Annotated in this window: 24 protein-coding genes; 17 read left to right on the top strand and 7 right to left on the bottom strand. The window is 48.5% G+C overall.

Translation table 11 applies throughout. From position 1 onward, the window contains the following. A partial coding sequence (locus BZJ18_RS08840) for a replication endonuclease (protein ID WP_131825273.1) occupies positions 1-1,460 on the bottom strand: 1,460 nt, incomplete at its 3' end. A gap of 126 nt (positions 1,461-1,586) precedes the next feature. On the opposite strand from BZJ18_RS08840, the gene BZJ18_RS08835 reads away from it, so the two are divergent. Continuing rightward, on the top strand, positions 1,587-1,952 hold the full coding sequence (locus tag BZJ18_RS08835) for a DUF3693 domain-containing protein (RefSeq protein ID WP_077456163.1): 366 nt from the start codon (positions 1,587-1,589) through the stop codon (positions 1,950-1,952). 188 nt (positions 1,953-2,140) lie between these two features. On the opposite strand, the gene BZJ18_RS08830 is transcribed toward BZJ18_RS08835, so the two are convergent. After that, complete coding sequence (locus BZJ18_RS08830) at positions 2,141-4,264, bottom strand: ATP-binding protein (RefSeq protein WP_077456162.1); 2,124 nt, start codon at positions 4,262-4,264, stop codon at positions 2,141-2,143. 2 nt (positions 4,265-4,266) lie between these two features. Further along, complete coding sequence (locus BZJ18_RS08825) at positions 4,267-5,457, bottom strand: FIST signal transduction protein (protein WP_077456161.1); 1,191 nt, start codon at positions 5,455-5,457, stop codon at positions 4,267-4,269. 147 nt (positions 5,458-5,604) lie between these two features. Here BZJ18_RS08825 and BZJ18_RS08820 point away from each other — a divergent pair, with 147 nt between their 5' ends. Then, complete coding sequence (locus tag BZJ18_RS08820) at positions 5,605-6,075, top strand: hypothetical protein (protein ID WP_077456160.1); 471 nt, start codon at positions 5,605-5,607, stop codon at positions 6,073-6,075. A 20-nt stretch (positions 6,076-6,095) separates the two neighbouring features. On the opposite strand, the gene BZJ18_RS08815 is transcribed toward BZJ18_RS08820, so the two are convergent. Continuing rightward, the gene (locus BZJ18_RS08815; protein WP_077456159.1) at positions 6,096-6,518 is read right to left on the bottom strand and encodes a hypothetical protein; all 423 of its coding nucleotides are present in this window, start codon (positions 6,516-6,518) and stop codon (positions 6,096-6,098) included. Positions 6,519-6,796: 278 nt separating this feature from the next. Between BZJ18_RS08815 and ccoN the strand changes: the two genes are divergently transcribed. The 11 genes from ccoN (at position 6,797) to ttcA (ending at position 16,839) form a co-directional block, all read left to right on the top strand. After that, the gene (gene ccoN / locus BZJ18_RS08810) at positions 6,797-8,224 is read left to right on the top strand and encodes a cytochrome-c oxidase, cbb3-type subunit I (RefSeq protein ID WP_077456158.1); all 1,428 of its coding nucleotides are present in this window, start codon (positions 6,797-6,799) and stop codon (positions 8,222-8,224) included. Between the two features lie 13 nt (positions 8,225-8,237). Continuing rightward, positions 8,238-8,849, top strand: a complete 612-nt coding sequence (ccoO, locus tag BZJ18_RS08805) for a cytochrome-c oxidase, cbb3-type subunit II (protein ID WP_077456157.1) — start codon at positions 8,238-8,240, stop codon at positions 8,847-8,849. Positions 8,850-8,862: 13 nt separating this feature from the next. Next, positions 8,863-9,042, top strand: coding sequence for a cbb3-type cytochrome oxidase subunit 3 (locus tag BZJ18_RS08800; protein WP_077456156.1), 180 nt, complete (start codon positions 8,863-8,865; stop codon positions 9,040-9,042). Beyond that, the gene (ccoP, locus tag BZJ18_RS08795) at positions 9,039-10,019 is read left to right on the top strand and encodes a cytochrome-c oxidase, cbb3-type subunit III (protein ID WP_077456155.1); all 981 of its coding nucleotides are present in this window, start codon (positions 9,039-9,041) and stop codon (positions 10,017-10,019) included. The genes BZJ18_RS08800 and ccoP overlap by 4 nt, the downstream gene beginning before the upstream one ends. 69 nt (positions 10,020-10,088) lie before the next feature. Beyond that, the gene (locus tag BZJ18_RS08790) at positions 10,089-10,574 is read left to right on the top strand and encodes a FixH family protein (protein ID WP_077456154.1); all 486 of its coding nucleotides are present in this window, start codon (positions 10,089-10,091) and stop codon (positions 10,572-10,574) included. Positions 10,575-10,576: 2 nt separating this feature from the next. Then, entirely contained in the window at positions 10,577-12,949 is a 2,373-nt protein-coding gene (locus tag BZJ18_RS08785) for a heavy metal translocating P-type ATPase (RefSeq protein ID WP_077456153.1), read from the top strand. 9 nt (positions 12,950-12,958) lie between these two features. Then, the gene (gene ccoS, locus BZJ18_RS08780) at positions 12,959-13,165 is read left to right on the top strand and encodes a cbb3-type cytochrome oxidase assembly protein CcoS (protein WP_069587692.1); all 207 of its coding nucleotides are present in this window, start codon (positions 12,959-12,961) and stop codon (positions 13,163-13,165) included. A gap of 11 nt (positions 13,166-13,176) precedes the next feature. Further along, positions 13,177-13,851: a sulfite exporter TauE/SafE family protein gene (locus BZJ18_RS08775; protein ID WP_077456152.1), complete on the top strand. Its 675-nt coding sequence runs from the start codon at positions 13,177-13,179 to the stop codon at positions 13,849-13,851. 81 nt (positions 13,852-13,932) lie between these two features. Further along, positions 13,933-14,676, top strand: coding sequence for an FNR family transcription factor (locus BZJ18_RS08770; RefSeq protein ID WP_077456151.1), 744 nt, complete (start codon positions 13,933-13,935; stop codon positions 14,674-14,676). A gap of 152 nt (positions 14,677-14,828) precedes the next feature. Beyond that, positions 14,829-15,776 carry a universal stress protein UspE gene (uspE, locus tag BZJ18_RS08765; protein WP_077456150.1) on the top strand — a complete coding sequence of 316 codons (948 nt, stop codon included), beginning with the start codon at positions 14,829-14,831 and terminating at the stop codon, positions 15,774-15,776. Positions 15,777-15,909: 133 nt separating this feature from the next. Continuing rightward, positions 15,910-16,839 carry a tRNA 2-thiocytidine(32) synthetase TtcA gene (ttcA, locus tag BZJ18_RS08760; protein ID WP_077456149.1) on the top strand — a complete coding sequence of 310 codons (930 nt, stop codon included), beginning with the start codon at positions 15,910-15,912 and terminating at the stop codon, positions 16,837-16,839. Between the two features lie 50 nt (positions 16,840-16,889). On the opposite strand, the gene BZJ18_RS08755 is transcribed toward ttcA, so the two are convergent. Together BZJ18_RS08755 and BZJ18_RS08750 are read right to left on the bottom strand one after the other, a co-directional pair. Next, complete coding sequence (locus tag BZJ18_RS08755) at positions 16,890-17,546, bottom strand: DUF2987 domain-containing protein (RefSeq protein WP_077456148.1); 657 nt, start codon at positions 17,544-17,546, stop codon at positions 16,890-16,892. 29 nt (positions 17,547-17,575) lie between these two features. Continuing rightward, a complete protein-coding gene (locus BZJ18_RS08750) occupies positions 17,576-18,394 on the bottom strand; it encodes a hypothetical protein (RefSeq protein ID WP_069587681.1) in 819 nt (272 codons plus the stop codon). 275 nt (positions 18,395-18,669) lie between these two features. Between BZJ18_RS08750 and potA the strand changes: the two genes are divergently transcribed. The 4 genes from potA (at position 18,670) to BZJ18_RS08730 (ending at position 22,507) form a co-directional block, all read left to right on the top strand. Further along, positions 18,670-19,785, top strand: a complete 1,116-nt coding sequence (potA, locus tag BZJ18_RS08745; protein ID WP_077456147.1) for a spermidine/putrescine ABC transporter ATP-binding protein PotA — start codon at positions 18,670-18,672, stop codon at positions 19,783-19,785. After that, positions 19,772-20,626 carry a spermidine/putrescine ABC transporter permease PotB gene (gene potB, locus BZJ18_RS08740; protein WP_077456146.1) on the top strand — a complete coding sequence of 285 codons (855 nt, stop codon included), beginning with the start codon at positions 19,772-19,774 and terminating at the stop codon, positions 20,624-20,626. The genes potA and potB overlap by 14 nt, the downstream gene beginning before the upstream one ends. Further along, complete coding sequence (gene potC, locus BZJ18_RS08735) at positions 20,623-21,393, top strand: spermidine/putrescine ABC transporter permease PotC (RefSeq protein ID WP_069587677.1); 771 nt, start codon at positions 20,623-20,625, stop codon at positions 21,391-21,393. Before potB ends, potC begins: the two co-directional genes overlap by 4 nt. A 70-nt stretch (positions 21,394-21,463) precedes the next feature. Further along, positions 21,464-22,507 (top strand): extracellular solute-binding protein, encoded by a 1,044-nt coding sequence (locus BZJ18_RS08730; RefSeq protein WP_077456145.1) that lies wholly within the window; start codon positions 21,464-21,466, stop codon positions 22,505-22,507. Positions 22,508-22,538: 31 nt separating this feature from the next. On the opposite strand, the gene cobB is transcribed toward BZJ18_RS08730, so the two are convergent. After that, the gene (cobB, locus tag BZJ18_RS08725) at positions 22,539-23,255 is read right to left on the bottom strand and encodes a Sir2 family NAD+-dependent deacetylase (protein ID WP_077456144.1); all 717 of its coding nucleotides are present in this window, start codon (positions 23,253-23,255) and stop codon (positions 22,539-22,541) included. Positions 23,256-23,349: the final 94 nt, after the last annotated feature.

The raw sequence follows: 23,349 nt of genomic DNA, 5'->3' as shown, positions 1-23,349 counted from the left end.
GTCGTGACCGATGGGCCACCAAAGAATTGAAATTGGCGCAGGCCATTCACACGGGCAAAGGTGCGGACGGCGTTGGCTGCGTCGGTGCCGTTAAGCGACGTCTCTTTATCGCTCGCGATATGTTGGCCGCTGATATTCTTGCTGAGGTATTTGGCGATATAGCCAACGGCGCTCCCGCGTGACCAGTCGATACGCTCAACCACAAAACGGCGGCGTTTTGCACCTTGCTCGGTGGGTGAATCGTGCAGTGATAAACGGCGGTACACGTCGATGATGGTGTCGGTATGGCGTGGGTCGCAGAACAGCAACATGTGCCAGTGCGGACAGCCGTCGTGATGCGGCTCAACAACACGCATACCATAGAATTTGATTTTGAGCTTATCGAGGGCTTTTCGAACGCTTTGCCAGACGCCGCACAGGTAATCGTGGGCGTCTTGGGTTGTGGGTTTGCCAGCCTCTAGCCATTTAGAGTTGGGTTCACCTTGGCTCACAGCATGAAAGCGGCTAGGGCAGGTAGCAGTGATAAAGGTGGCGTCGTGCCCCAGTTCCTGCGCGATTTCTTCAAAGCCGCGTAAACGGGTGAACATCTCGCACATGCGAATGTGTTCGTTAGACGGGGATTTGGCGGCCAGCTCAAACAAGGTGAAGAAGTTGTCAGGGTCGGATTCGTCAACCGCAACTGTGTTTTGCAACATGGCTTTGTTGGTTTCGGTGCGGTATTTGGCGCGGTGCAGGTTTGCTTTTGAGCAGTATGGCGAGGCGTCGCGATGTACGAGGTTTAAATCTCGGGCGACACGCTCAAGYTCAATYGCRCTGCGGCGGCGAAGYTGGCGACGTATCCAGATTTCATCAGCGGCACGATTAACGAGCGCTCGGAGTTCGCCWGAYTCGCGTTTTTCRTCAATGAGTTCGTCACGGAATGACAAACCGAGGTCTTCAAGTAACTCAGCAGCGACGCTGAACGCGTGTTCGTCGTCGTGAATCGGTGCGGTCTTGCGCATGATTTTGCGACTAAACGCCTTGGCTGTTTCGCATAAATCTTCGTCATTGCTCGAAAAGCGGTATGCACGCGCTGTCAGTCGYTCATCTGCGGCCTTAATATCACGAAGMGCGTTGATGTAGCCGTTTTTACGTTGCGCGTGGAGAAAACCAGTAAGCAGAGAATGACCGAARTCCCCATGACGGCGGATGATGTTGTAAACCGGATCGCGCCAGTTCGTGAGCCTGATTTTGTGCTCGTTGACGTCGGTAGCTGCAAGACGGTCCCAGAGTGAGCACGCGACAGCACTCATTCTGTGTGGGTTTATGGTGGTGTCACGGTCATTGGTGTTGCGTGCAGATTCGACCGTGGGCGCTGTGAAGTAGAATTCATTCGTGTCAGCGTCAAAGCGCGGCGGACAGACGTGATGCTGTGTGCGTTCGCGCTGGGCAATGGTGGGCTGAATGAATGCATGAGTCATCTAAATACCTGCTATTCTCAAATCTGGATATTCTCATTTTTGAAAACTGTAATTACCAAAGTTGAAAACTACAAGATTCGTTTTTTTGAGAATTGCAAGTAAACTGAGCGTATTGGAGGATTGTCTATGTTTCATTCTGAGCTGCTAGATGCCTATAAAAAGGCAAAAAACTACACACAAGATAAGCAGATTGCGCCGGACTTAGGTGTTACGCCGTCGAACATCAGTGAAATGCGCAAGGGTAAGCGCTATCTAACTGAAAAATCAGCAGTTATTCTTGCTAAAGGTGCAGGTTTAAATATTGAGGAAGTATTAGTAAAAGTAGCGGCTGACCGTGCTAAAACAGAACAAACAAAGAAAGCATGGGAGAACGTTTTGGGAAAGCTACATAACCAAGGTTTGCAGAGTATTCAGGGACTTAGCCTTGGTTTGATGGTATTGGCGCTATCCTTGGAACACTGGTCTCAGTTCGCATTATATATATTATGTTAAATATAGTGGCTGATTGATTGTGATATCTGCCACTTAACCATACGCTTCTCTACTTCATCCGTGCCATTAAACGTAATTAGCTATTTACCATAAAATAGCTAATTACTACTTCTTTTAATCTGATTATCCCAACTTGGTATAAACCGATTCAACTCATTGTAATTAGACCTCGCAATGGCTAGCGCGAGTTACTCGGTATGTAATCCGGGCTTGTAGTCACTGAGCAGCGTATGGAGGCTTTCTGCTCTGACCGGTTTGGTGACGAAGTCGTTCATGCCCGCTTGAATGCAGCGACGGCGGTCTTCGTCCATCGCGTTAGCCGTTAGCGCGATAATTGGTTTGTCAAAGCCTGCCATCCGTAATGCCTTGGTCGCGGCAATGCCGTCCATCACTGGCATCGACATATCCATGAGCACTAAATCAAAATCATCGAGGTGTTGCTGAATATGGTGAACGGCTTCTTCACCGTTGGATGCCAAAATGACTCGATGGCCTTGCTTTTCCAACATGAGTCTCACCACCATTTGGTTGGCGCGACTGTCTTCGGCCACTAAAATCGTCATTGGAGGCACTACATCATCATGATTTTCATCTTTTTTTGGCTGTTCCGGCGGTAATGCGCCATCGGGAGGCGCAATGATGGGCAAACGAACACAGAAATCTGTTCCTTGGTTTGGCTCGCTTTGCACGCTGATGGTCCCACCCATCATTTCAACCAGCTTTTTACAGATAGACAGCCCTAATCCTGTTCCGCCGAAACGGCGCGTGATACTGCCATCTGCTTGAGTAAAGGGATCGAATATCCGCGCGAGTTGATTTTCTTCGATACCGATGCCGGTATCTTTCACCCATAACACCAACGTGTGCTGTTCGGCATCAAGAGATACGGTGACACCACCACGATCAGTAAATTTGAGTGCGTTACCGATAAGGTTCAGTAAGATCTGCGTAAAGCGATTTTCATCCATAAAAATCGTCTCTGGAACCACAGATGAAACCGACATGGATAAGTAGATATGTTTTTTATCGGCACGATCCACCAATTGCTGATAGACATTTGTGACGCTGTCACTAGGACGCATAACGGAGGGAGACAGAGAAAAGCGATTGGATTCAATTTTTGATAAATCAAGCACATCGCTAATAAGCGTTAAGAGCAATTGAGCTGATTTATCCATCTGCCCTACCCATGCCATTTGATCAGCGTTAAGCGAAGAATGTTGCAGTGCGTCAATCAACCCCAGTACCGCGTTTAACGGGGTTCGTATTTCATGACTCATCACCGCCAAAAATTGAGACTTCGCATTATTGGCTAACTCTGCTTGTTGGCGTGCTTGTTGTAGCTCTTCGACACGACGCTTGGTGGTGGTAATATCCTTGGCCGTGCCGCGATACCCAACCAATTCTCCCCGTTTATTATAAAAGGGACGGCCCGACAAACTTACCCAATAATCATTTGTACCAGCGCGCATATGCCATTCAATATCACTGAATGCTTTCTCGTGGCGGATGAGTCGTTCTAAGCGTGCTTTCAGCGCCGTATCTGATTTAATTTTATTAAGTAGCGCTTCCGGATCGATATCCGCATCGGTTGACGGTGAAGAAAGGTAAGTAAGATGAAAGCTGTTGTCTAATTCCCAAAACCAATCACTAGCTGTTTGGGCAAAATCTTGAAAACGTTGACGACTTGCATTGAGCTCTTGGGTGCGGATCCCAACCAGCGTGTGCAGGCGGTGACGATAATCGATATCCATAATCGTCCGTTGGATTAATGGACGAAATCTGTCTAACACTTGCTGGGCTTCGTCGTTGAATGAATCGCGGCGATGCGACAACAAAACCAACATCACTTCACTGTCGTTAACAGTCAGGCCGCTGATCAGTGCTGTTCCATTAATATATCCAGCATACTGGTGCGTCAAACAGTGCAGTTCTTTGACCAACCCTGGCTTATAAATCGCGACAGTCTCACCGCGGACACAACGGCGAAACACCTCCCCCGTTTGCCAAGTCACGGTTTCCAAAGAACTGTCTGTCGCTACGAGGCAGCGGAACGCGTCTTCAGTTTCTCGGTTTCGGCTCAAGGCTAAGGCGCTATCAAAGCTGACATAGCGACGGATCACACCTAATAGCGAGGCAAAGATATCCGTTTTAGTCGTCGCTTCTGTCATTGCTGAAATCGCAGATAAGATGGCATCGTTTTCTTCACGCAGACGCTTTTCTCTCGCCTCGACGCGACTGAGTTCGAACAATGTTTCTTGGAGCGATTCTGAGTCTGAGCGAGCAGACGCAGTGAGTCGTTGCGACGCCATGATTAATCCTTGTGAAATAGCACAGCTGAGATCATTAAATTACCGTGAGACAACTCGCCACCTTGAAACAAGCCCTGCTCGCCAAAGGTAAACGGACAAACGAAAGGCGCATCGTATAACGCAATATTGATATTGTGAGCGACTTGCTCTAGCTTGTCTTTGACATGCAGCATGCATCCTGCACAGTAAATCGCTAATCCCCCTAAGGGTTCAGGCTGTCGCAACGCATGATCATTGGCTGATTCCACTACTCGGCTAGCGCGCGCGACCAATCCTTCGCTGGTCCCAGACATCAAATACACCGATTGACCGACTTCGAGCTGAGAGAATAGCTCTAAATGGCCTTGCTCATTAAATGCCATTGGATGCGTCAATGTGTAATAAGGTAGACCATGAATGGTGCCAGTTTGGGTGCCCAGCGGATACAATGTGGATTGCGTAAACACTGGTTGTTGTGTATCGAAGGCGATACCGGTTTCCGCCTCGTACCATGCTTTGTAGACCTCTGCCGCGGGCTGGTGATCAAGACTAACCAATTGGCGCCCTCTTACATCCGTCACTGTTGCACTGCGCTGAGTAGCTGCGTAGCCGGAATGAAACGAGTAGCTGACTCTTGCAGACGGATAAAACACACTAACCGCTACCCCTGTATTTGCAGTGCGTTGGCTATCGAAGACACGCCATTGCCCTTGCACACTATCCGCGGCAGCTGAGCCACCGATCACCGGCACCGCAACCCCAAGCTCTTCTCGAATCGCGGCCAATGTATGTTCTTCTTCACCAGGGGTGCTATGAAGTGCAATGAGTTTGGGTAACTCGCCACATCGGCCACTGTTTTCGATCGCTTGGTTCAAAGCAATACGCGCGGAGTCGGCGACTTGACGATGGGGTTCGTGCGGCACCAAAGCGGAACCATAGCAGCCTTTCTCATCATTACACGCCCAGACAGCAATGGACGGCCCTTCTATATAGCCACTTTGTGTCATCACACCACAACAGGTTGAGCAGCCGACCATTTGGGCTTCCGGAAACAGTTCAGATAATGTCTCTCGAAGCTGATCGGCATTATATTGCTCGGTAAAATACACCATTAACAGCTGTGGTGCGGTTAATCGTGCTTTTAGCGAACGAGCCAGGGCGTGTGCTGCTTGGCTCGCATCGCTTAGTCGCGTATGTGCTGTCGCTATTTTCATACAACCCGTATGTTTTAATGACACATTAATGAGTAAGAATAGTCATGATACGCACATTAGGCGTCGAATTCATCGCTTTAGGTGGCTGAAATTGCACCTAATCTCGCGTATCCTTAGTGCAACCTTGTTACGGATAGACAAAAAAACATGGACTGTCGACCTATCGCGCTGCTAGGTGGAGCCTGCAAACTCGGTGCCGTTTTGTCTCATCAACTCGCCGGCAAAGGCTTCATTCCCATCTTGATCGATCACCGAATAACCAACGGCTTGGACATCGTCGCAGACGAGCCTCGTGCTCGCTTTCGTGAAGCGCAACCTTCGGCGAGTGAAACCCTTAGAGTATTGGAAGAATGCTGTCGGCAAATGGGGTCTCTTCATGGTGCTGTCGTGCTCCTTGAGCACGGTCAGGCATATTTATCTGCCGTGGGTTGGCATGATTTGATGGCGGCCTGTATTCACGAGCCCGCCTTTGTCATGCTCCAATCACTTAATCCAAATGGCCCAGCACACAAACCCGATACAGAATGTGTGAAACGCTTTAACAGAGTAAATAAAAAAGAATTAGAGAAGTCTTTAGATAAATACCACTCTAGTAAATATACGACACCTATCCCTTAAAAAGTGAATTTACACGCATATCAATTGGGCTTTTTTAGGTAATTAAAGTTGAATTGATACTGATCAATGACAACCACAAACATGTCTTGACCCTCTGGCCGAGTCTCTGATGTCCACTGCCAAACTCGTTGCACGCCTTCTGGGGTTTCTTCTGACGATTCTGCGACTTGCGGCGCTTGTGCGCCACCTGCCAACCAGTAGGCAACATGTGGCTTTGTCTCTGATATTAAAAAGAATTTTAAATTACCCCCCTCTTCTTGCCATTGATAGCTAAGCAATTTCGGGGAATGTGATGTGCCACAAACTCCTTGGTGACCATCGCAGTCTATACTCGAAAGTCCCGGCGTATAGATAAGGGTGCGCCAAATGAACGCGGAGATTAAAAGTGTAAGCATCACCAATATTTGCGTGAGTCGGCCTTTAGTAAGTTTTTCTGCTGCCATAATTAGGTTTTTCCGTGTTACAGAGGTCAAAGTTTTATAAGAAAGAGGGGTAAGCCGTACTGAGTGTGTGGGTTAGCCCCTGTTTTTCACCCATTATCTACAGTATGATTCTGGCCGAAAATGCCATTTTTACAAAGAAATAGCAACGGAGCGAGCAAAGCGGTTAAAAACCGTACGCGACGGATGATGTCCTTTGGGATGGTATGTAACAAGACGAAGCGGAGGCTTCGTCCGTATCAAACGTGAGTGTAGTTAACCAAAAAGTGGAAGCATGCAATATGAGCCAAGTTAAGCAGCTTGAACAAGACTACAACTACCGCGTTGTCCGCTTATTCACCCTAACAACTATTTTGTGGGGTATTGTGGGCATGGCAGTAGGTGTACTTATTGCCGCTCAGTTGGTGTGGCCTGCGCTGAACTTTGATATTCCGTATTTGACCTACAGCCGTTTGCGCCCACTGCATACTAACGCAGTGATCTTTGCATTCGGTACCAGTGCGCTGTTTGCAACGTCTTACTACGTTGCGCAACGTACGTGTCAAACACGGTTATTCGGAGGGAAGTTAGCAGAGTTTACCTTCTGGGGCTGGCAAGCCATTATTATCGCCGCAGCAATCTCGCTGCCTATGGGATATACCACCTCGAAAGAGTACGCAGAGCTAGAGTGGCCAATTGACCTCGCTATTGCTGTTGTATGGGTGGCATACGCGATTGTGTTCTTTGGAACACTGATTAAGCGTAAGACCTCTCATATCTATGTTGCGAACTGGTTCTTCGGTGCCTTTATCCTGACCATTGCTGTACTGCATATTGTTAACAGCATGGCGATCCCCGTTTCACCGATGAAATCCTACTCTATCTACGCCGGCGCCGTCGACGCCATGGTGCAGTGGTGGTATGGACACAACGCGGTAGGTTTCCTACTGACGGCTGGCTTCCTAGGTATGATGTACTACTTTGTGCCTAAGCAAGCAGGTCGTCCAGTGTACTCATATCGCCTGTCTATTGTTCACTTCTGGGCACTTATCTCACTGTATATCTGGGCGGGGCCTCACCACCTCCACTATACAGCACTGCCTGACTGGACCCAGTCGTTGGGTATGGTGATGTCGCTGATCCTGTTTGCTCCATCTTGGGGGGGTATGATCAACGGTATTATGACCCTGTCTGGTGCATGGCATAAACTGCGTTATGACCCAATCTTGCGCTTCTTGATCGTTTCTTTGTCGTTCTACGGCATGTCCACGTTCGAAGGCCCAATGATGTCAATTAAAACGGTCAACGCATTGTCGCACTACACCGATTGGACCATTGGACATGTGCATTCTGGTGCTTTGGGTTGGGTTGCGATGGTATCGATCGGTTCCATTTACCACCTTATTCCAAAACTGTTTGGCCAAGAACGTATGTACTCCGTATCACTGGTTAACGTCCATTTCTGGCTCGCTACCATTGGTACTGTGCTGTATATCGTGGCAATGTGGATTTCTGGTGTGATGCAAGGTCTGATGTGGCGTGCAGTGAACACTGACGGCACCCTCACCTACAGTTTTGTGGAATCACTAGAGGCCTCATATCCGTTCTATTTCGTCCGCTTTATCGGCGGTGCAATCTTCCTCTCAGGGATGTTCCTGATGGCTTATAACGCGTACAAAACGATTCGTGCGCCAGAAGCTAGCTTGAAGTCGCTTGAGCCTGCGGTATAAGGAGAACGAATAAATGAGTGCCAATCGCCACGAAATCGTTGAAAAAAATACCGGTCTGCTTGCGATTTTAATTATCGTTGCAATCAGTTTTGGTGCGCTGGTCGAGATCACCCCGCTGATCTATCAAAAGCAAACCACTGAACCGGTAGATAACCTTCGTCCGTATACAGCCTTAGAGATGGAAGGGCGTGACATTTACATCCGTGAAGGCTGTAATGTCTGTCACAGCCAAATGGTGCGCCCTTTCCGCGCAGAAACAGAGCGTTACGGCCATTACGCAGTGGCTGGTGAAAGTGTTTGGGAACACCCGTTCTTATGGGGTTCGAAGCGTACAGGTCCTGACCTTGCACGTGTGGGTGGCCGCTATTCTGATGAATGGCATCGTGTCCACCTGATTAACCCGCGTGACGTAGTGCCTGAATCAAACATGCCAGGTTTCCCTTGGCTTGCTGAAAACAAGCTAGATGGGAAAACCACTGCTGCTAAGTTGAAGCTGTTCCGTGACCAATTCGGTGTGCCATATACCGATGAGGACATCGCGAATGCGAAGGCATCAGTTGAAGGTAAAACAGAGATCGAAGCACTGATTGCATATCTTCAGTCACTCGGTCATGCAATGAAGTAAAAAAGGAGGGCCTATGGATATCGGCACCTTTCATAGTATTTGGACAGTAGTCCTATTTGTTAGCTTCATTGGGATCGTTATTTGGGCTTACAGCAAAGGTCGCAAAAAGCACTTTGATGATGCGGCCAATCTGGTGTTCGCCGATGAGGACCAGGATAAGTCCAAAGACAAGACAGGAGATAATCGCGAATGAGTACGTTTTGGAGTCTCTTTGTAACAATCATCGTACTCGGCACCATTGCAGGGTGTGCAGCCCTTATCATTTGGACGACCAAAGATAAGATGGGTGTTGCCGAAGGGGATGATATGGGTCACGACTACGACGGTATTCGTGAGCTGAATAACCCACTTCCCAAGTGGTGGTCTTACATGTTTTGGGCCACGTTAGTGTTTGGGATTGGGTATTTAATCTTGTATCCAGGTTTAGGTAACTTTGCCGGCGTTCTAGGTTGGAAAAGTTCTTATCAGGATATAAGAAGTGTCGAGGAGTCGCGTGAATTGATGGCGAAAGCGCAAGAAGCGCAGCACATCAACCAGTACGCGATGGAACTAGAAGCCGCAGACAAAGTGTTCGGTGAAGCCTTCCGTAAGCTTGCTTACCAAGAAGACGGGAAAACGCTTCGCCCTATTACGCAAATTGCGGATAACGAAGAAGCCTTAAAGGTTGGTCAACGTTTGTTTATTCAAAACTGTGCACAATGCCACGGTTCTGATGCGCGTGGCCAAGCGGGCTTCCCTAACCTGACCGACGACGCTTGGTTATACGGCGGTGAGCCTCAAACCATCAAGGCAACCTTGATGCACGGCCGCCAAGGTAATATGCCAGCGTGGTTAGACACCATGGGTGAAGACGGCGTAAAAGAAGTCGCTGCCTATGCCTTGAGTCTTTCTGGTCGTAAGGTTGACGCGCAAATGGCCGCAAAAGGTAAGACGCGCTTTGTTGTCTGTGCTGCATGTCATGGTACAGATGGTAAAGGTAACCCTGCCTTCGGCGCACCAGACCTCACCGATAACGTCTGGCTATACGGTGGCTCTCGCCGTGCAGTTGAAGACACTATCCGCTACGGTCGCCAAGGTGTGATGCCTGCGTGGAAAGATATCCTCGGTGAAGAAAAAATTCAGTTGCTCTCTGCTTATGTATGGCGTTTGAGTAACCCTGAAGTAAAATAAGCACTTACGTGTGAACATGGCCCCTGTTCCGCAGGGGCTTTTTTTAACGCTCAAGCAAAGGTGTTCCCCATGATAAAGCCCTGGTACAAGCAGTTCTGGCCTTGGTTCCTTATCGCGCTTCCCGCTTCTGTTGTTGTCGCCAGTTTGCTCACAGTGACAGTGTTCTCATTGAACTCAGTGTCGCTTGTGGCTGAAGATTATTATAAAAAAGGAAAAGCGATTAACGTCGACCTTTCTAAACTTCGTGTGGCGGCTCAAAAAGGGGTTTCCGCGAGTCTATCGACGACGCCGGACGCATTACGCATTGCGCTCAATAAAGGCGAACTTGAACGTTTCCCAACCCTTCGGGTACATGTCCAACACCGCACGCTAGAGCGGAAAGACATCAATGCGATGGTGAATCCGAACCAAGCGGGCATTTATCATATTGATCTTGCCGAGCCAATTGAGGGACCGTGGTTTGTTGAGATCTCGTCGTTTGACGATAGTTGGAAGGTAAACGGACGTGTAAATTTCCCTCTCTCAAGTGATTGGACACTAAGCGGTAAGCAGTAATCATGACCCACTCCTGTTATCACTGTGGTGAGCCAGTTTTGACTGGCGACACCTATCAAGTTGTGATCTTTGATCAACCTCGTCTAATGTGCTGTCCCGGTTGCCAAGCAGTGGCAACCACTATTGTAGACAGTGGTTTGAGTTCTTATTATCAGTATCGAACAACTCAAGCAGATAAAGCGGATCTCGTACCGGAAGAGCTCAAATCACTGGCGCTGTATGACAATGAAGATGTTCAACGCGAATTTGTACGTGACCTTGCCGAACAAAAAGAGGTGACGTTGTCACTCGATGGCGTGTCATGTGCGGCTTGTGCATGGTTGATTGAAAAGCAATTGCAGCGCGCCAAAGGCGTAACGCATATCCAAGTCAATACAACCACGAACCGTGCGACTGTGCGTTGGGATCAAACCCAAACATCACTCAGCACTATCCTTACACACATTCACCAACTCGGTTACAAAGCTGCGCCGTTTGAAGCGGATAAGCAAGAGCAGCAATACCACCGCAATATGAAGCAATATCTCTATCGCCTAGGGATTGCAGGCCTCGCTACCATGCAAGTTATGATGCTTGCCGTGGCGATGTACTTTGAAGTCTTTGGCGATATGGATGAAACCTTCCGAAACTACTTCCGTTGGATAAGCCTTATCTTTGCGACTCCCGTGCTGCTTTACTCCGCGCTTCCGTTTTACACCAATGCGTGGCGAAACTTAAAAGCACGTACACTGGGTATGGATGTGCCCGTTTCTATCGCCTTGCTCTTTGCCTATTTTTCAAGTTTGTACGCGACCGTTACCGGCAAAGGCGAAGTCTTCTTCGAATCGGTCGCGATGTTTACCTTCTTCTTACTGTTGGGGCGTTTTCTGGAAATGCGGGCAAGACGCACAGCGGCGGCCGCGAGTGCAAATTTGCTCAAGCTGGTACCGAAAATGGCACGTTATCTTGATGGCGAAGCAGTGCCTGCTAATAGCCTCTCGGTCGGAGCAAAAATACGCGTGTTGCCAGGTGAGCCTTTCCCTGCCGATGGTGTGGTACTAACCGGCACAACCTCGGTTGATGAAGCGATGCTCACCGGCGAGTCACTGCCGCAAATGAAACAAGAGGGAGACGTTGTTTACGCGGGGACCATGAATGTTGAAGGTAACGTCGACCTTGAAGTGACAGCCAATCATAAAGAATCATTAGTTGCTAACATTGTTCGCCTACAAGATGAAGCACAAATGGCGAAGCCAAAAGTCGCTGTCCTCGCGGACAAAACTGCCCGCTACTTTGTCGCCGCGATTTTACTTATCTCCGCCTCAACGTGGTTATATTGGCATTTTGAGCGACCTGACGATGCATTTTGGATCATGCTGTCAGTGTTGGTGGCGACCTGTCCTTGTGCACTATCTTTAGCAACACCGACCGCATTAACCTGCTCAACTTCAACCTTTGGTCAGCTCGGTATCATGTTGCGCCGCAGTCATGTGCTGGAGACGTTAACGAAAGTCAATCGGTTGGTTGTCGACAAGACGGGTACCCTGACAGAAGGTAAGATTGAGATCAGTGATGTCGCGATCGTCAATCCTGAATATGATGAACAAAACGTACTGGACATTGCCGCCAGCTTAGAAGCGTTTGCCAACCACCCGATTGCCCACGCTTTTCAGTTGAGAGCCTTAGCGTATTATGACGTCGTTGACGCAGATAATCACATTGGGCTAGGTATCAGTGGCACAATTCACGGACAACATTGGCGGATCGGCAAGCCGGATTTTGCGCTGGCCACCATAGAGACAGCATTTAGCCATTACCCAGTCGTGCTCTCGTGTGATGGTATGCCCATTGCCGCCTTCTCGCTCAATGACCCAATTCGTGATAGCAGTGCATCCTTAATTGCTGCGTTCAAACACGCAGGCATTCAAACCACCATGCTCACAGGCGATCAATCTGCCAATGCCAACACGGTCGCAAACCAGCTTGGCATTGAAACTGTGATATCAGGTGTATCGCCACAAGGAAAACTGGCGTATCTTCAGGAGCTTTCAAGCGATACGATTACATTAATGGTCGGTGATGGTGTTAATGATGCCCCTGTACTTGCAGGCGCGCACCTCTCGGTGGCGATGGGTGGCGGTACCGATATCGCTAAAGCCTCCGCCGATATGGTGTTACTGAGCGATGATCTAGAAAAACTGCTTACGGCGCGACAACTCGCGCGTCGCACTCGCCGTATCATTGCCGAAAACCTCGCATGGGCCTTGGGGTACAATGTCACCATTCTTCCCCTTGCAGTAATGGGGTTTGTCGCGCCTTATGTTGCCGTGGTAGGCATGTCAGCAAGTTCAATTATTGTGGTATCGAATTCACTCCGTCTGCTCAACCGAAAATAAGGAAATCTTATGGCCAGCCTTTATATTTTGATCCCCATTGCCATCATGCTGGTCTGTGTGGCTGCTGTGGTGTTTATTTGGGCGGTGAAGTCCGATCAATTTGAAGATTTAGAACGCCAAGGCTCATCAATCCTATTTGATGAGGAAGAGCCAGAGAAAAATGCGCAGCGTAACGAAAACGAATCCGACAACCAGCACTCATCTAAACATCCCTAAACGAGCCTTGTATGACTAACGTTGATTTTATTGGCGCCTTCGTCATTGGTTTGGTCGGTRCCGGGCATTGTATTGGGATGTGTGGTGGTGTGGCGGCAGCAATGTCACTTGGTATCCCCAAGCATAAAGCGAAATGGCCCTACCTACTTTTGTATAACCTTGGACGCATTACCTCCTACACCATTGCAGGTGCACTGATTGGCGGTGCAGTTGCCTCTATTCTTGCCATGAGTGATCTCACCCATCAGCTGGCAGTCCTACGCCTTTTTGCTGCTGTGATGATGCTGTTGCTTGCGGCTTATTTAGCTCATATCTGGAACGGCTTAAGTTATATCGAGCGGGTTGGTGGCAAATTGTGGCAGCGCGTCTCTCCACTTTCCTCTAAGTTATTACCGCTCAAATCACCAACCTATGCACTTCCATTTGGCTTACTCTGGGGCTGGTTACCCTGTGGACTCGTTTACTCTGCACTCAGTTGGTCAGCAGTTGCAGGTAGCGCATCAGGAGGTGCCCTGATTATGTTTGGCTTTGGTCTCGGTACTCTACCCGYGATGATCACCGTGGGTGCACTTGCGGAGCGGATCAAACCCATACTCAATAATCGTCTAATACGTTTGACATGTGCCATACTAATGGCACTGTATGGTCTTTACACAGCCTATGGCGCGCTCAAACTGCTTTTGTAGGTAGACCATCAGTATAAGGTCGACCGAGCATGCCATAATGGTGTAATATTACTGGCGACGTTTTTTATTTCAGGCAGGTGTATGGTGTCTAATAAGATCATCACTCGGCGGGTACAGTCTGGTGGCTGTGCAATTCATTGCCAGGATTGCAGTATTAGCCAGTTATGTATTCCCTTTACGTTGAATGAGCAAGAGTTGGATCAACTGGATAGCATCATTGAGCGAAAAAAACCTATTCAGAAAGGCCAAGAGTTATTCAAAGCGGGTGATCATCTTCGAGCGCTGTATGCAATCCGCTCAGGAACCATCAAAAGCTATACCATCACCGAGCAAGGTGATGAACAAATAACAGCCTTCYACCTTGCAGGCGACTTAGTAGGCTTTGATGCTATTAATGAGAAAGAGCACCCAAGCTTTGCACAGGCGCTTGAAACCTCGATGATCTGTGAAATTCCTTATGAAATCCTCGATGATTTGTCTGGCAAGATGCCAAAATTAAGACAACAAATCATGCGGTTAATGAGTAATGAGATCAAAGGAGACCAAGATATGATCTTGCTCCTGTCGAAGAAAACCGCAGAGGAGCGTCTCGCAGCCTTCCTTTATAGCCTTTCTAAGCGCTTTGCTCAGCGTGGTTTTTCGCCTCGTGAGTTCCGACTGACGATGACCCGCGGTGATATCGGTAACTATCTTGGCCTCACTGTCGAAACGATTAGCCGGTTGCTAGGTCGCTTCCAAAAATCAGAAATTCTTGCCGTGAAAGGGAAATACATCACGATTCTCAATCTGGAAGAATTAGCACGTTTAGCAGGCGAAGAGCTCTAAACTGCCCTTTCAACATGTAAACAAACTCCTAATAAATGGCGCATTATGCGCCATTTCTCTTTTTTGCTTCCCTATCTCGATTTTATATCGCTCTCTTAGATGTTGTGCGTTACATTGAAACTACACGGTGCATCTGTGCTAAGGAGGCAGATATGTCCAGGTATACAAATCTTCTGGTTGTGATCGACCCCGCCCAAGACCAACAGCCCGCACTGTCTCGCGCAGTCACATTAAGTGAGCGCTGCGATGCGGATGTAAAACTGACCCTATTTCTTGCTATTTATGATTTCTCTTATGAAATGACCTCGATGCTCTCATCCAATGAGCGTCAAGCAATGCGAAATGGCGTGATGCACCAACGTGAAGAATGGATGAATGACATCATTCAGTCACACAACGCGCAACATTGTGATATTGAAAAAGAAGTGGTGTGGCATAACCGCCCTTATGAAGCCATTGTTGAGCGAGTACTGAGCCATCAGCATGACTTAGTGGTTAAGGCCACGCACAAGCATGATACCTTAGGCTCTGTGATTTTCACCCCAACTGACTGGCACCTATTACGCAAATGTCCAAGCTCTGTGTTGTTGGTGAAAGAACATGGATGGCCAGACAAAGGCAAAATCATTGCGTCCGTACATGTTGCCTCTGAGAGCGAAACACACGCCACATTGAATGATAAACTCGTGGATGAAGGCGAAGTGATGAGTGCGATGCTTGGTGCTGAGCTTCATTTAGCCAATGCCTACCCGGCAACACCGGTGAACATTACCATCGAGCTACCAGAGTTTGACCCCACCTCATATACCGATGCGGTTAGAGGACATCACCTCACTGCCATGAAAGCGCTCCGCCAGCGTCACCACATTGAAGAGGCGCGTACACATGTGCATGAGGGATTACCTGAAGATGTTATTCCCGAGATCGCACGCGAATTAGATGCAGAGCTGGTGATTCTTGGCACAACTGGACGAACCGGCCTCTCAGCCGTCTTTATTGGTAATACGGCAGAACATATGATTGACCAACTGGATTGTGACTTGCTCGCCATCAAACCGAATGGTTACATCAGTCCACTTGACCCTCGCGCGAGCGATTAACCCTTCAACCCTAGCAGGCAGTGCGATTCACTGCCTGCTGCTGGCATTTATAGTCAAAATCCGTATCATACCCGCCATTCATGCATTCACTGCAGCGCAACGTGGTTGAGCTGCCCATCACGCGAAAGTACTTATGAGCACGCAAGAGCTGACCAAAGCACAAAAATACGGGTTTAATAAACTGCAAAAGCGCATTCGCCGTAATACCGGCCAAGCCATTGCTGACTTCAATATGATTGAAGATGGCGATCGTATCATGGTGTGCTTATCTGGCGGAAAAGACAGTTACACGCTGCTAGATATGCTACAAAGCTTGCAAAAAAGCGCTCCCATTTCGTTTGAGCTTATCGCGGTCAACTTAGACCAAAAACAGCCCGGCTTTCCCGAGCATATCTTGCCAGAGTATCTTGAGAGTCTCGGCGTCGAGTATAAGATTGTTGAAGAAGACACCTACTCGATTGTGAAAGATAAAGTGCCGGAAGGTAAAACCACGTGCTCACTCTGCTCACGCTTACGTCGCGGTATTTTGTACCGTACGGCTAAAGAGTTGGGAGCCACTAAAATTGCCTTGGGCCACCATCGCGACGACATCCTTGAAACCTTATTCTTGAACATGTTTTATGGCGGCAAAATGAAAGGCATGCCACCCAAGCTTGTCTCAGATAACGGGGAACATGTGGTGATCCGTCCTCTGGCCTATTGTCGCGAAAAAGACATTGAACGTTACTCGGAGCAAAAAGCGTTTCCGATTATTCCATGCAACCTATGTGGCTCGCAACCTAACCTGCAACGCCAAGTGATCAAGGATATGCTGCGTGATTGGGACAAGCGTTTTCCTGGACGTATTGAGACCATGTTCCGCGCGATGCAAAATGTAGTGCCTTCGCACATGGCTGACTTCAACTTGTTTGATTTCAAATCAGTGGCAGCAGGTATGGCCTATGAAGGCGATGGAGACACTGCCTTCGATAAAGAAACCTTTACCAACCCGACACCCGATAATGATGATGTGGTTGAGGTAGACCCAGCATTAACGTTAGCTGTGATGAACGTGAGCCAATAGCTAACCCGTTCGTTATCGTAAAAAAGCGCTCCAAGAGCGCTTTTTTTCTATCAAGAGGAAGGGTCTTTTGGTAGCCAAGGTGATATTTTAATTGGCGTGGCTGGAAGCGTTAAGCGTGACTCCGGTTGCAACGCACTGGCATCAATGGTCACTTTACGGTTCTCAATCACGTACGATTGGCCGGTTGTTGATACCACATTACCGCTAACATCTGGTCCAAAATGCACCACGACACCCTGCGTTTTCGGCATAAACCACGACGCGAACATACCGCCGAGATTCTTCATCATCGCATCCATTTGAGGCAACCAGCCTTGAATTTGCTCCCCCGTCAATTGCTGATCAACCGGCGTATTCACTAGAACCTGAAAAGAGATGTCGCAGGTCATGCCCGCTGGAGTTTCCACAAATACATCTGGGTTCACTTTGCGTAACTGGTTATCTAGTGGCAGTGGCAATGCTTGCGATGGCGGGATATCAAAGGCTTCGTAATGTTCCTTTTTGCGCATCCACGCTCGAGATATGGGGCACACCTCGCCGGTATCAGGCGAAACCATAAAATACGCGACACCAATATCTGGGTGCCCTTCTTCAACATTATGCTTGAGCTGAGTGAACAATTTGCTGTAGCTAAATCTCATGGTATCGGCATGGGCAGGCAAGCTCATACAAGCTGCCAGTGCCAATGCACTGGTTAATTTTTTCATGGACACTCCGTGTACGGGCTAAACGCCAATCAGGCATCAAAAGTATCGTTGCCTGACGAATGGGATGTTTCAGGGGTAGCATTGTTATCGTTATTTTGTGACACCGTCACTTCAACGCCGACACCAAACATTTCTCGGTAAATCACACCCTTAACATTGAACAGAAAGGGTAATGCCCAAACCAATGCAAAGCCAGCGGTAACAAAAGAAATGAGAAATAGCACGCCGACCACCGCATAAATGGTGGCAAGGGCGAGCACTTTCTTGTTGACGGCACGGAAAGACACCGCCAGCGCCTTTAACGGCGTCAAACGCTTTTCACAAATCAGTAGCGGTGCCATTGAAAAGGCCATCGCGACATATAAGCTCAATAATGGAAAAATCATACTGGCGACGCTTTGTAACGTCGCAGACAAACAAATCACCACGGTGACAGGCAGTGCAAACGCCAACCCCTTAACTAGATGGCGAGGTTTGGACCTAAACCCAATTGCATGCGCCAACCCCATCAAGCTTGCACCTGCATACAAGGGGGCAATCAGCACCTCAGAGGTAAAGTTAGATAACCACACGGATGACACCATATCTGTGGTCATTTCGCGCTGCCCGACTAACCCCTCGAATAAATGAGAGGGATCGCCCAGAAGTAACGTCAACATCAACACTAGAATACCAACTTGAACGGCAAATAAGCATAAAGCCGCGGGCAGAAAGGACCAGAAGTGTTTAAATGTCAGCGAGAACGCTTCTTTAATAATCTCAAATGGCTCGAGGCGATATCGACCGTTGAGTGCGGTCTCTATCGACCCACCAATATGTAGCGCATTGTTGAAATCTTGTTGACTCATAATCGTTATTTGTCATGACTGTTGTTGACAGTATATCTGACTGTTACCAATAGCCAAAAACCAATCTCACCAGGAAACACGGAATCCGTGCTATTTTTACCCAACGTTAACATCAAGGATGTTTCATGATTTACCCATGATAGCGGCTGATTAGAGCACGGCGAAAATGTGTAAAAAATTGCTTTAACTTAGCAGGATGCACGTCTATCATGCGCCGTCTATTTTATGGGTAAATCCGCGAACAACAATTTGCCAGGTAGGGAGAGAACGAACCATTGAACCACGCGCATGTATCTCACAAACCGGTTGTTGAGCTTAAATCTCTGACCAAAAGCTTTGACGGCAAAGAAATCATTTCCCGTTTCAATCTCACCGTTAACGATGGTGAATTTCTGACTATCCTCGGCCCTTCTGGCTGCGGGAAAACAACCGTATTACGTCTTATCGCTGGCCTTGAAGATGCGGACAGCGGCCGTGTCATTATCGATGGAAAGGATGTCACAGATATCCCCGCCGAACAGCGCCACGTAAATACGGTATTCCAGAGCTACGCCCTTTTCCCGCACATGAGCGTATTCGAAAACGTTGCGTTCGGACTGCGGATGCAAGGTGTGGATCGTACGACGATCGAGCCTCGGGTGATGGAAGCGCTGCGTATGGTGCAGCTTGACCATTATGCGTCGCGTAAGCCACATCAATTATCGGGTGGCCAGCAACAACGTGTTGCAATTGCTCGTGCCGTTGTCAATAAACCGAAAGTGTTGTTGTTAGATGAGTCTTTATCCGCGCTAGATTATAAGCTGCGTAAGCGCATGCAAATGGAGCTCAAACAGCTACAACGTAAACTGGGGATCACCTTTATCTTTGTCACACATGACCAAGAAGAAGCGCTGTCGATGTCCGATCGGATTTTGGTAATGCGTGATGGTGAAATCGAGCAAGACGGTAGCCCTCGTGAGATTTACGAAGAGCCTAAGAACCTGTTTGTGGCGCGTTTTATTGGTGAAATCAATGTGTTCGATGCTACCGTGATTAAACGGATGGATGAGCAACGCATTTGGGCGCGTATTGAGTCACGTGAATGTGAGGTCTACTGCAAACTGGATGTACGTGCCGGCGATCAAGTCAAAGTCTTGCTGCGCCCAGAAGATATTCGCATTGAAGAAATTAGTGATGATGCTAACCCCAATGGCCTAATTGGCTACGTGCGTGAGCGTAACTATAAAGGCATGACGCTAGACTCTGTGCTCGAGATGCCATCAGGGCAAACCGTGATGGTCAGCGAATTCTTTAATGAAGATGACCCGGATGTTGACCACTCACTCGACCAAAAAGTGGCAATCACTTGGGTTGAAAGCTGGGAGGTGGTATTGGCCGATGAAAAAGCTTAACCTGCAAACCGCCATCATTGGCTTGGTTGTCGGTTGGTTATTGGTTTTTGTCTTTATGCCCAACCTGATGATCATCATCACCAGTTTCTTAACCCGTGACGATGCCAACTTGATTGAGATGACCTTCACACTCAGTAACTATGCCAAGTTATTGGATCCTCTCTACGCCAAGGTGGTATGGCATTCGTTCTATATGGCAGCCATCGCGACCCTGATTTGCTTGTTAATCGGTTACCCGTTCGCGTTTATCATCGCCAGAATGCCAAAACGCATGCGTCCGTTAATGCTCTTTTTGGTCATTGTGCCCTTCTGGACGAATTCACTGATCCGTACCTATGGCCTTAAGATTTTTCTCGGCACGCGCGGCTTATTGAACGAAAGCCTGATGTGGCTTGGCGTGATTGAGCGCCCCATTCGCATTATGTATACCGAATACGCGGTCATGATTGGTCTTGTCTACATCTTGCTACCGTTTATGATTTTGCCCTTGTATTCCAGCATTGAAAAGCTAGACAACGCGTACCTTGAAGCGGCACGCGATCTTGGGGCGAATACGGTTCAACGTTTTATTCGCGTGATCCTTCCCTTAACCACACCGGGGATTATTGCTGGCAGTTTGTTGGTATTACTGCCCGCCTTGGGCATGTTCTATGTCTCTGATTTATTGGGTGGGGCGAAAAACCTCCTGATTGGTAATGTGATTAAGAGCCAAATCCTCAATGTACGAGATTGGCCATTTGGTTCCGCAGCCAGTATTTCTCTGACCGTTCTCATGGGTCTGATGTTGTTCGCCTATTGGCGGGTTGGCAAATGGATGAACCGTAAGGAGACACTTGCATGAGCCGCATCTTACGCAGTGGATTCTTATCCTTAGTTTATGCCTTTTTGTATATTCCAATCATTATATTGATTGTGAATTCCTTTAATGCCAGCAAGTTTGGGATGAACTGGAAAGGCTTTACTTGGAAATGGTATGAGCAGCTTATCAACAATGACAGCTTGGTTCAGGCGGCAGGGAACTCGCTCACCATCGCGATTTTCTCTGCCTCTGCGGCGGCAATTATCGGTAGCCTCACGGCAGTCGCCTTGTTCCGCTATCGCTTTCGTGGCAAGCAATTCGTTAATGGTATGCTGTTCGTGGTGATGATGTCGCCTGATATCGTGATGGCTATTTCATTGTTGGCATTATTTGTCTTGATGGGCGCACAATTGGGCTTTCTTACTTTGCTGCTCTCGCACATCACCTTTTGTTTGCCATTCGTGGTGGTCACCGTGTACAGCCGCTTAAATGGCTTTGATGTCAAAATGCTTGAGGCGGCTCGTGATTTAGGCGCCAGTGAGTGGGTCATTCTGACCAAAATCATTCTGCCCCTTGCAGCGCCTGCGGTGGGCGCGGGCTGGTTACTGAGTTTCACGCTCTCCTTGGATGATGTGATTGTTAGCTCTTTCGTGACGGGCCCAAGTTATGAAATTTTACCTTTGAAAATCTACTCAATGGTTAAAGTTGGCGTCTCACCCGAAGTTAATGCCTTAGCGACCATCATGCTAATGGTATCGCTCGTCTTAGTTATGTGCTCACAATGGCTGGCTAAAGATCGACTAAAATAAACCTTTCCTCGGGCTGCTACCCCGCTGGCAGCCCGCTTCCTGTTGTCTGTAATGTCTAGGAGTTTTCACCATGACCAAATGGTCTTCACTCTCTGCGTTGGCGCTGCTGGGTGCGTCACTGGTCCCATCAACGGCATCGGCTGAAGATGATGTTCTCTACTTTTACAACTGGTCCGAATACATTCCAGCATCCGTGCTAGAAGAATTTACCGAAGAAACCGGTATTGAAGTCATGTATTCCACCTATGAGTCCAATGAGACCATGTATGCGAAATTAAAGACGCATCCTGAAGGCTATGATTTGGTTGTTCCCTCAACCTATTACGTCTCCAAAATGCGTCAGGAAGGCATGCTACAGAAAGTGGATAAAACCAAACTCAGCCATTTTGACGGCCTTGACCCGGATAACCTGAACAAACCCTTTGATCCTGATAACCAATACTCTATCCCTTATATCTGGGGAGCAACGGGCATTGGAGTCAACACTGATTTTATGGATAGCAGCGCTGTCTCTCGCTGGGCCGATCTGTGGGATCCGAAATGGCAGGGGCAATTGCTGATGATGGATGACGCGCGCGAGCTCTTCCACATCGCACTGCGTAAGCTGGGCTATTCAGCTAATACCACCAATCCGGATGAGATCAAAGCCGCCTACGAGGCGCTGCGTGAGCTAATGCCAAATGTATTGGTATTTAACTCCGATTTCCCTGCCAACCCCTACCTTGCCGGCGAAGTCACCTTGGGGATGCTTTGGAATGGCTCTGCGTATATGGCCCGTCAGGAGGGCGCTCCCATTGAGATTGTCTGGCCAGAAGAAGGCGCCATCTTTTGGATGGATAGTCTTGCCATTCCCGCCAACGCTAAACATGTCGACGCTGCGCACAAGATGATCGACTTCTTGCTGCGTCCAGAAAACGCCGCGAAGCTCGCACTCGACATTGGCTACCCAACACCCGTTAAAGCGGCTTATCCGCTGTTACCGGCTTCCTTTAAAAATGATCCTAATATTTACCCACCGAAAGCGGTGATGCAGGCCGGTGAATGGCAAAATGCGGTCGGTGATGCCAACCGCTTGTACGAAGATTACTTCCAGCGCTTAAAGGCGGGGATGTAATGACAAGACGCGGGGGCCTGAGGGCCCCTTTTTACTGTTCAAAGGCGAGGACTTCATCCACCAGCGCCGGTACGAGCGTGCTGGCTTTGCCGTAACGGCGTTCATTAAACTCACTTTCAACCGCACTGGGCTCCAAGTTGATTTCAATGGTGTGAGCCCCATGCATCGCCGCTTCATGTACAAAACCCGCAGCGGGATATACTGCACCAGACGTCCCAATAGAGACGAATAAATCAGCTTGGGTGAGTGCATCATGGATTTGTCCCATCCCCAGTGGCATTTCGCCAAACCAAACCACATGAGGACGAAGGGGCGCTGGCATTTGACAGCAATGACAGTGATCAGCCTCAGTAATATCCCCTACCCAATCAATGGTTTGTTGCGAGTGGCTACAGCGTGCTTTGAGGAGCTCGCCATGCATATGAATGATGTGCTGCGAGCCGGCGCGTTCATGAAGATCATCAATATTCTGCGTAACCACCAGCACAGTGGCATCACTCTCTTTTTCTAAACGGGCTAGCGCGTCGTGTGCCGCATTGGGGAATACACCGGATTGAAGCTGGCGACGGCGGTCATTATAAAACTGCTGAACCAATCGCGGATTACGCGCAAAGCCTTCTGGCGTCGCGACATCTTCAATATGGTGCTCTTCCCACAGGCCATCTTGGTCACGAAAGGTACGAATACCCGACTCTGCAGAAATGCCCGCGCCGGTAAGCACAACAATGTGTCGGTAGGGAAATGTCATAGCCCATCCTTGAATTTTTATCTAACACCTTCATTTATAACATCCAAAATGAAACCTTTGAAGCATGGTGGCTTTAGACCTTGGTCGTGAAATG

This window comes from Salinivibrio sp. IB872 (genome assembly GCF_001995345.1).
In the GTDB taxonomy this organism is placed as follows: Bacteria; Pseudomonadota; Gammaproteobacteria; order Enterobacterales; family Vibrionaceae; genus Salinivibrio; species Salinivibrio proteolyticus.
This window is presented reverse-complemented; position numbering and strand designations above follow the sequence as displayed.

Bases quoted from the DNA above. Each gene is read 5' to 3' on its own strand.
- BZJ18_RS08835 (WP_077456163.1), top strand. From the start codon at position 1,587: ATGTTTCATTCTGAGCTGCTAGATGCCTATAAAAAGGCAAAAAACTAC.
- BZJ18_RS08830 (WP_077456162.1), bottom strand. From the start codon at position 4,264: ATGGCGTCGCAACGACTCACTGCGTCTGCTCGCTCAGACTCAGAATCG.
- BZJ18_RS08825 (WP_077456161.1), bottom strand. From the start codon at position 5,457: ATGAAAATAGCGACAGCACATACGCGACTAAGCGATGCGAGCCAAGCA.
- BZJ18_RS08820 (WP_077456160.1), top strand. From the start codon at position 5,605: ATGGACTGTCGACCTATCGCGCTGCTAGGTGGAGCCTGCAAACTCGGT.
- BZJ18_RS08815 (WP_077456159.1), bottom strand. From the start codon at position 6,518: ATGGCAGCAGAAAAACTTACTAAAGGCCGACTCACGCAAATATTGGTG.
- ccoN (WP_077456158.1), top strand. From the start codon at position 6,797: ATGAGCCAAGTTAAGCAGCTTGAACAAGACTACAACTACCGCGTTGTC.
- ccoO (WP_077456157.1), top strand. From the start codon at position 8,238: ATGAGTGCCAATCGCCACGAAATCGTTGAAAAAAATACCGGTCTGCTT.
- BZJ18_RS08800 (WP_077456156.1), top strand. From the start codon at position 8,863: ATGGATATCGGCACCTTTCATAGTATTTGGACAGTAGTCCTATTTGTT.
- ccoP (WP_077456155.1), top strand. From the start codon at position 9,039: ATGAGTACGTTTTGGAGTCTCTTTGTAACAATCATCGTACTCGGCACC.
- BZJ18_RS08790 (WP_077456154.1), top strand. From the start codon at position 10,089: ATGATAAAGCCCTGGTACAAGCAGTTCTGGCCTTGGTTCCTTATCGCG.
- BZJ18_RS08785 (WP_077456153.1), top strand. From the start codon at position 10,577: ATGACCCACTCCTGTTATCACTGTGGTGAGCCAGTTTTGACTGGCGAC.
- ccoS (WP_069587692.1), top strand. From the start codon at position 12,959: ATGGCCAGCCTTTATATTTTGATCCCCATTGCCATCATGCTGGTCTGT.
- uspE (WP_077456150.1), top strand. From the start codon at position 14,829: ATGTCCAGGTATACAAATCTTCTGGTTGTGATCGACCCCGCCCAAGAC.
- ttcA (WP_077456149.1), top strand. From the start codon at position 15,910: ATGAGCACGCAAGAGCTGACCAAAGCACAAAAATACGGGTTTAATAAA.
- BZJ18_RS08755 (WP_077456148.1), bottom strand. From the start codon at position 17,546: ATGAAAAAATTAACCAGTGCATTGGCACTGGCAGCTTGTATGAGCTTG.
- BZJ18_RS08750 (WP_069587681.1), bottom strand. From the start codon at position 18,394: ATGAGTCAACAAGATTTCAACAATGCGCTACATATTGGTGGGTCGATA.
- potB (WP_077456146.1), top strand. From the start codon at position 19,772: ATGAAAAAGCTTAACCTGCAAACCGCCATCATTGGCTTGGTTGTCGGT.
- potC (WP_069587677.1), top strand. From the start codon at position 20,623: ATGAGCCGCATCTTACGCAGTGGATTCTTATCCTTAGTTTATGCCTTT.
- BZJ18_RS08730 (WP_077456145.1), top strand. From the start codon at position 21,464: ATGACCAAATGGTCTTCACTCTCTGCGTTGGCGCTGCTGGGTGCGTCA.
- cobB (WP_077456144.1), bottom strand. From the start codon at position 23,255: ATGACATTTCCCTACCGACACATTGTTGTGCTTACCGGCGCGGGCATT.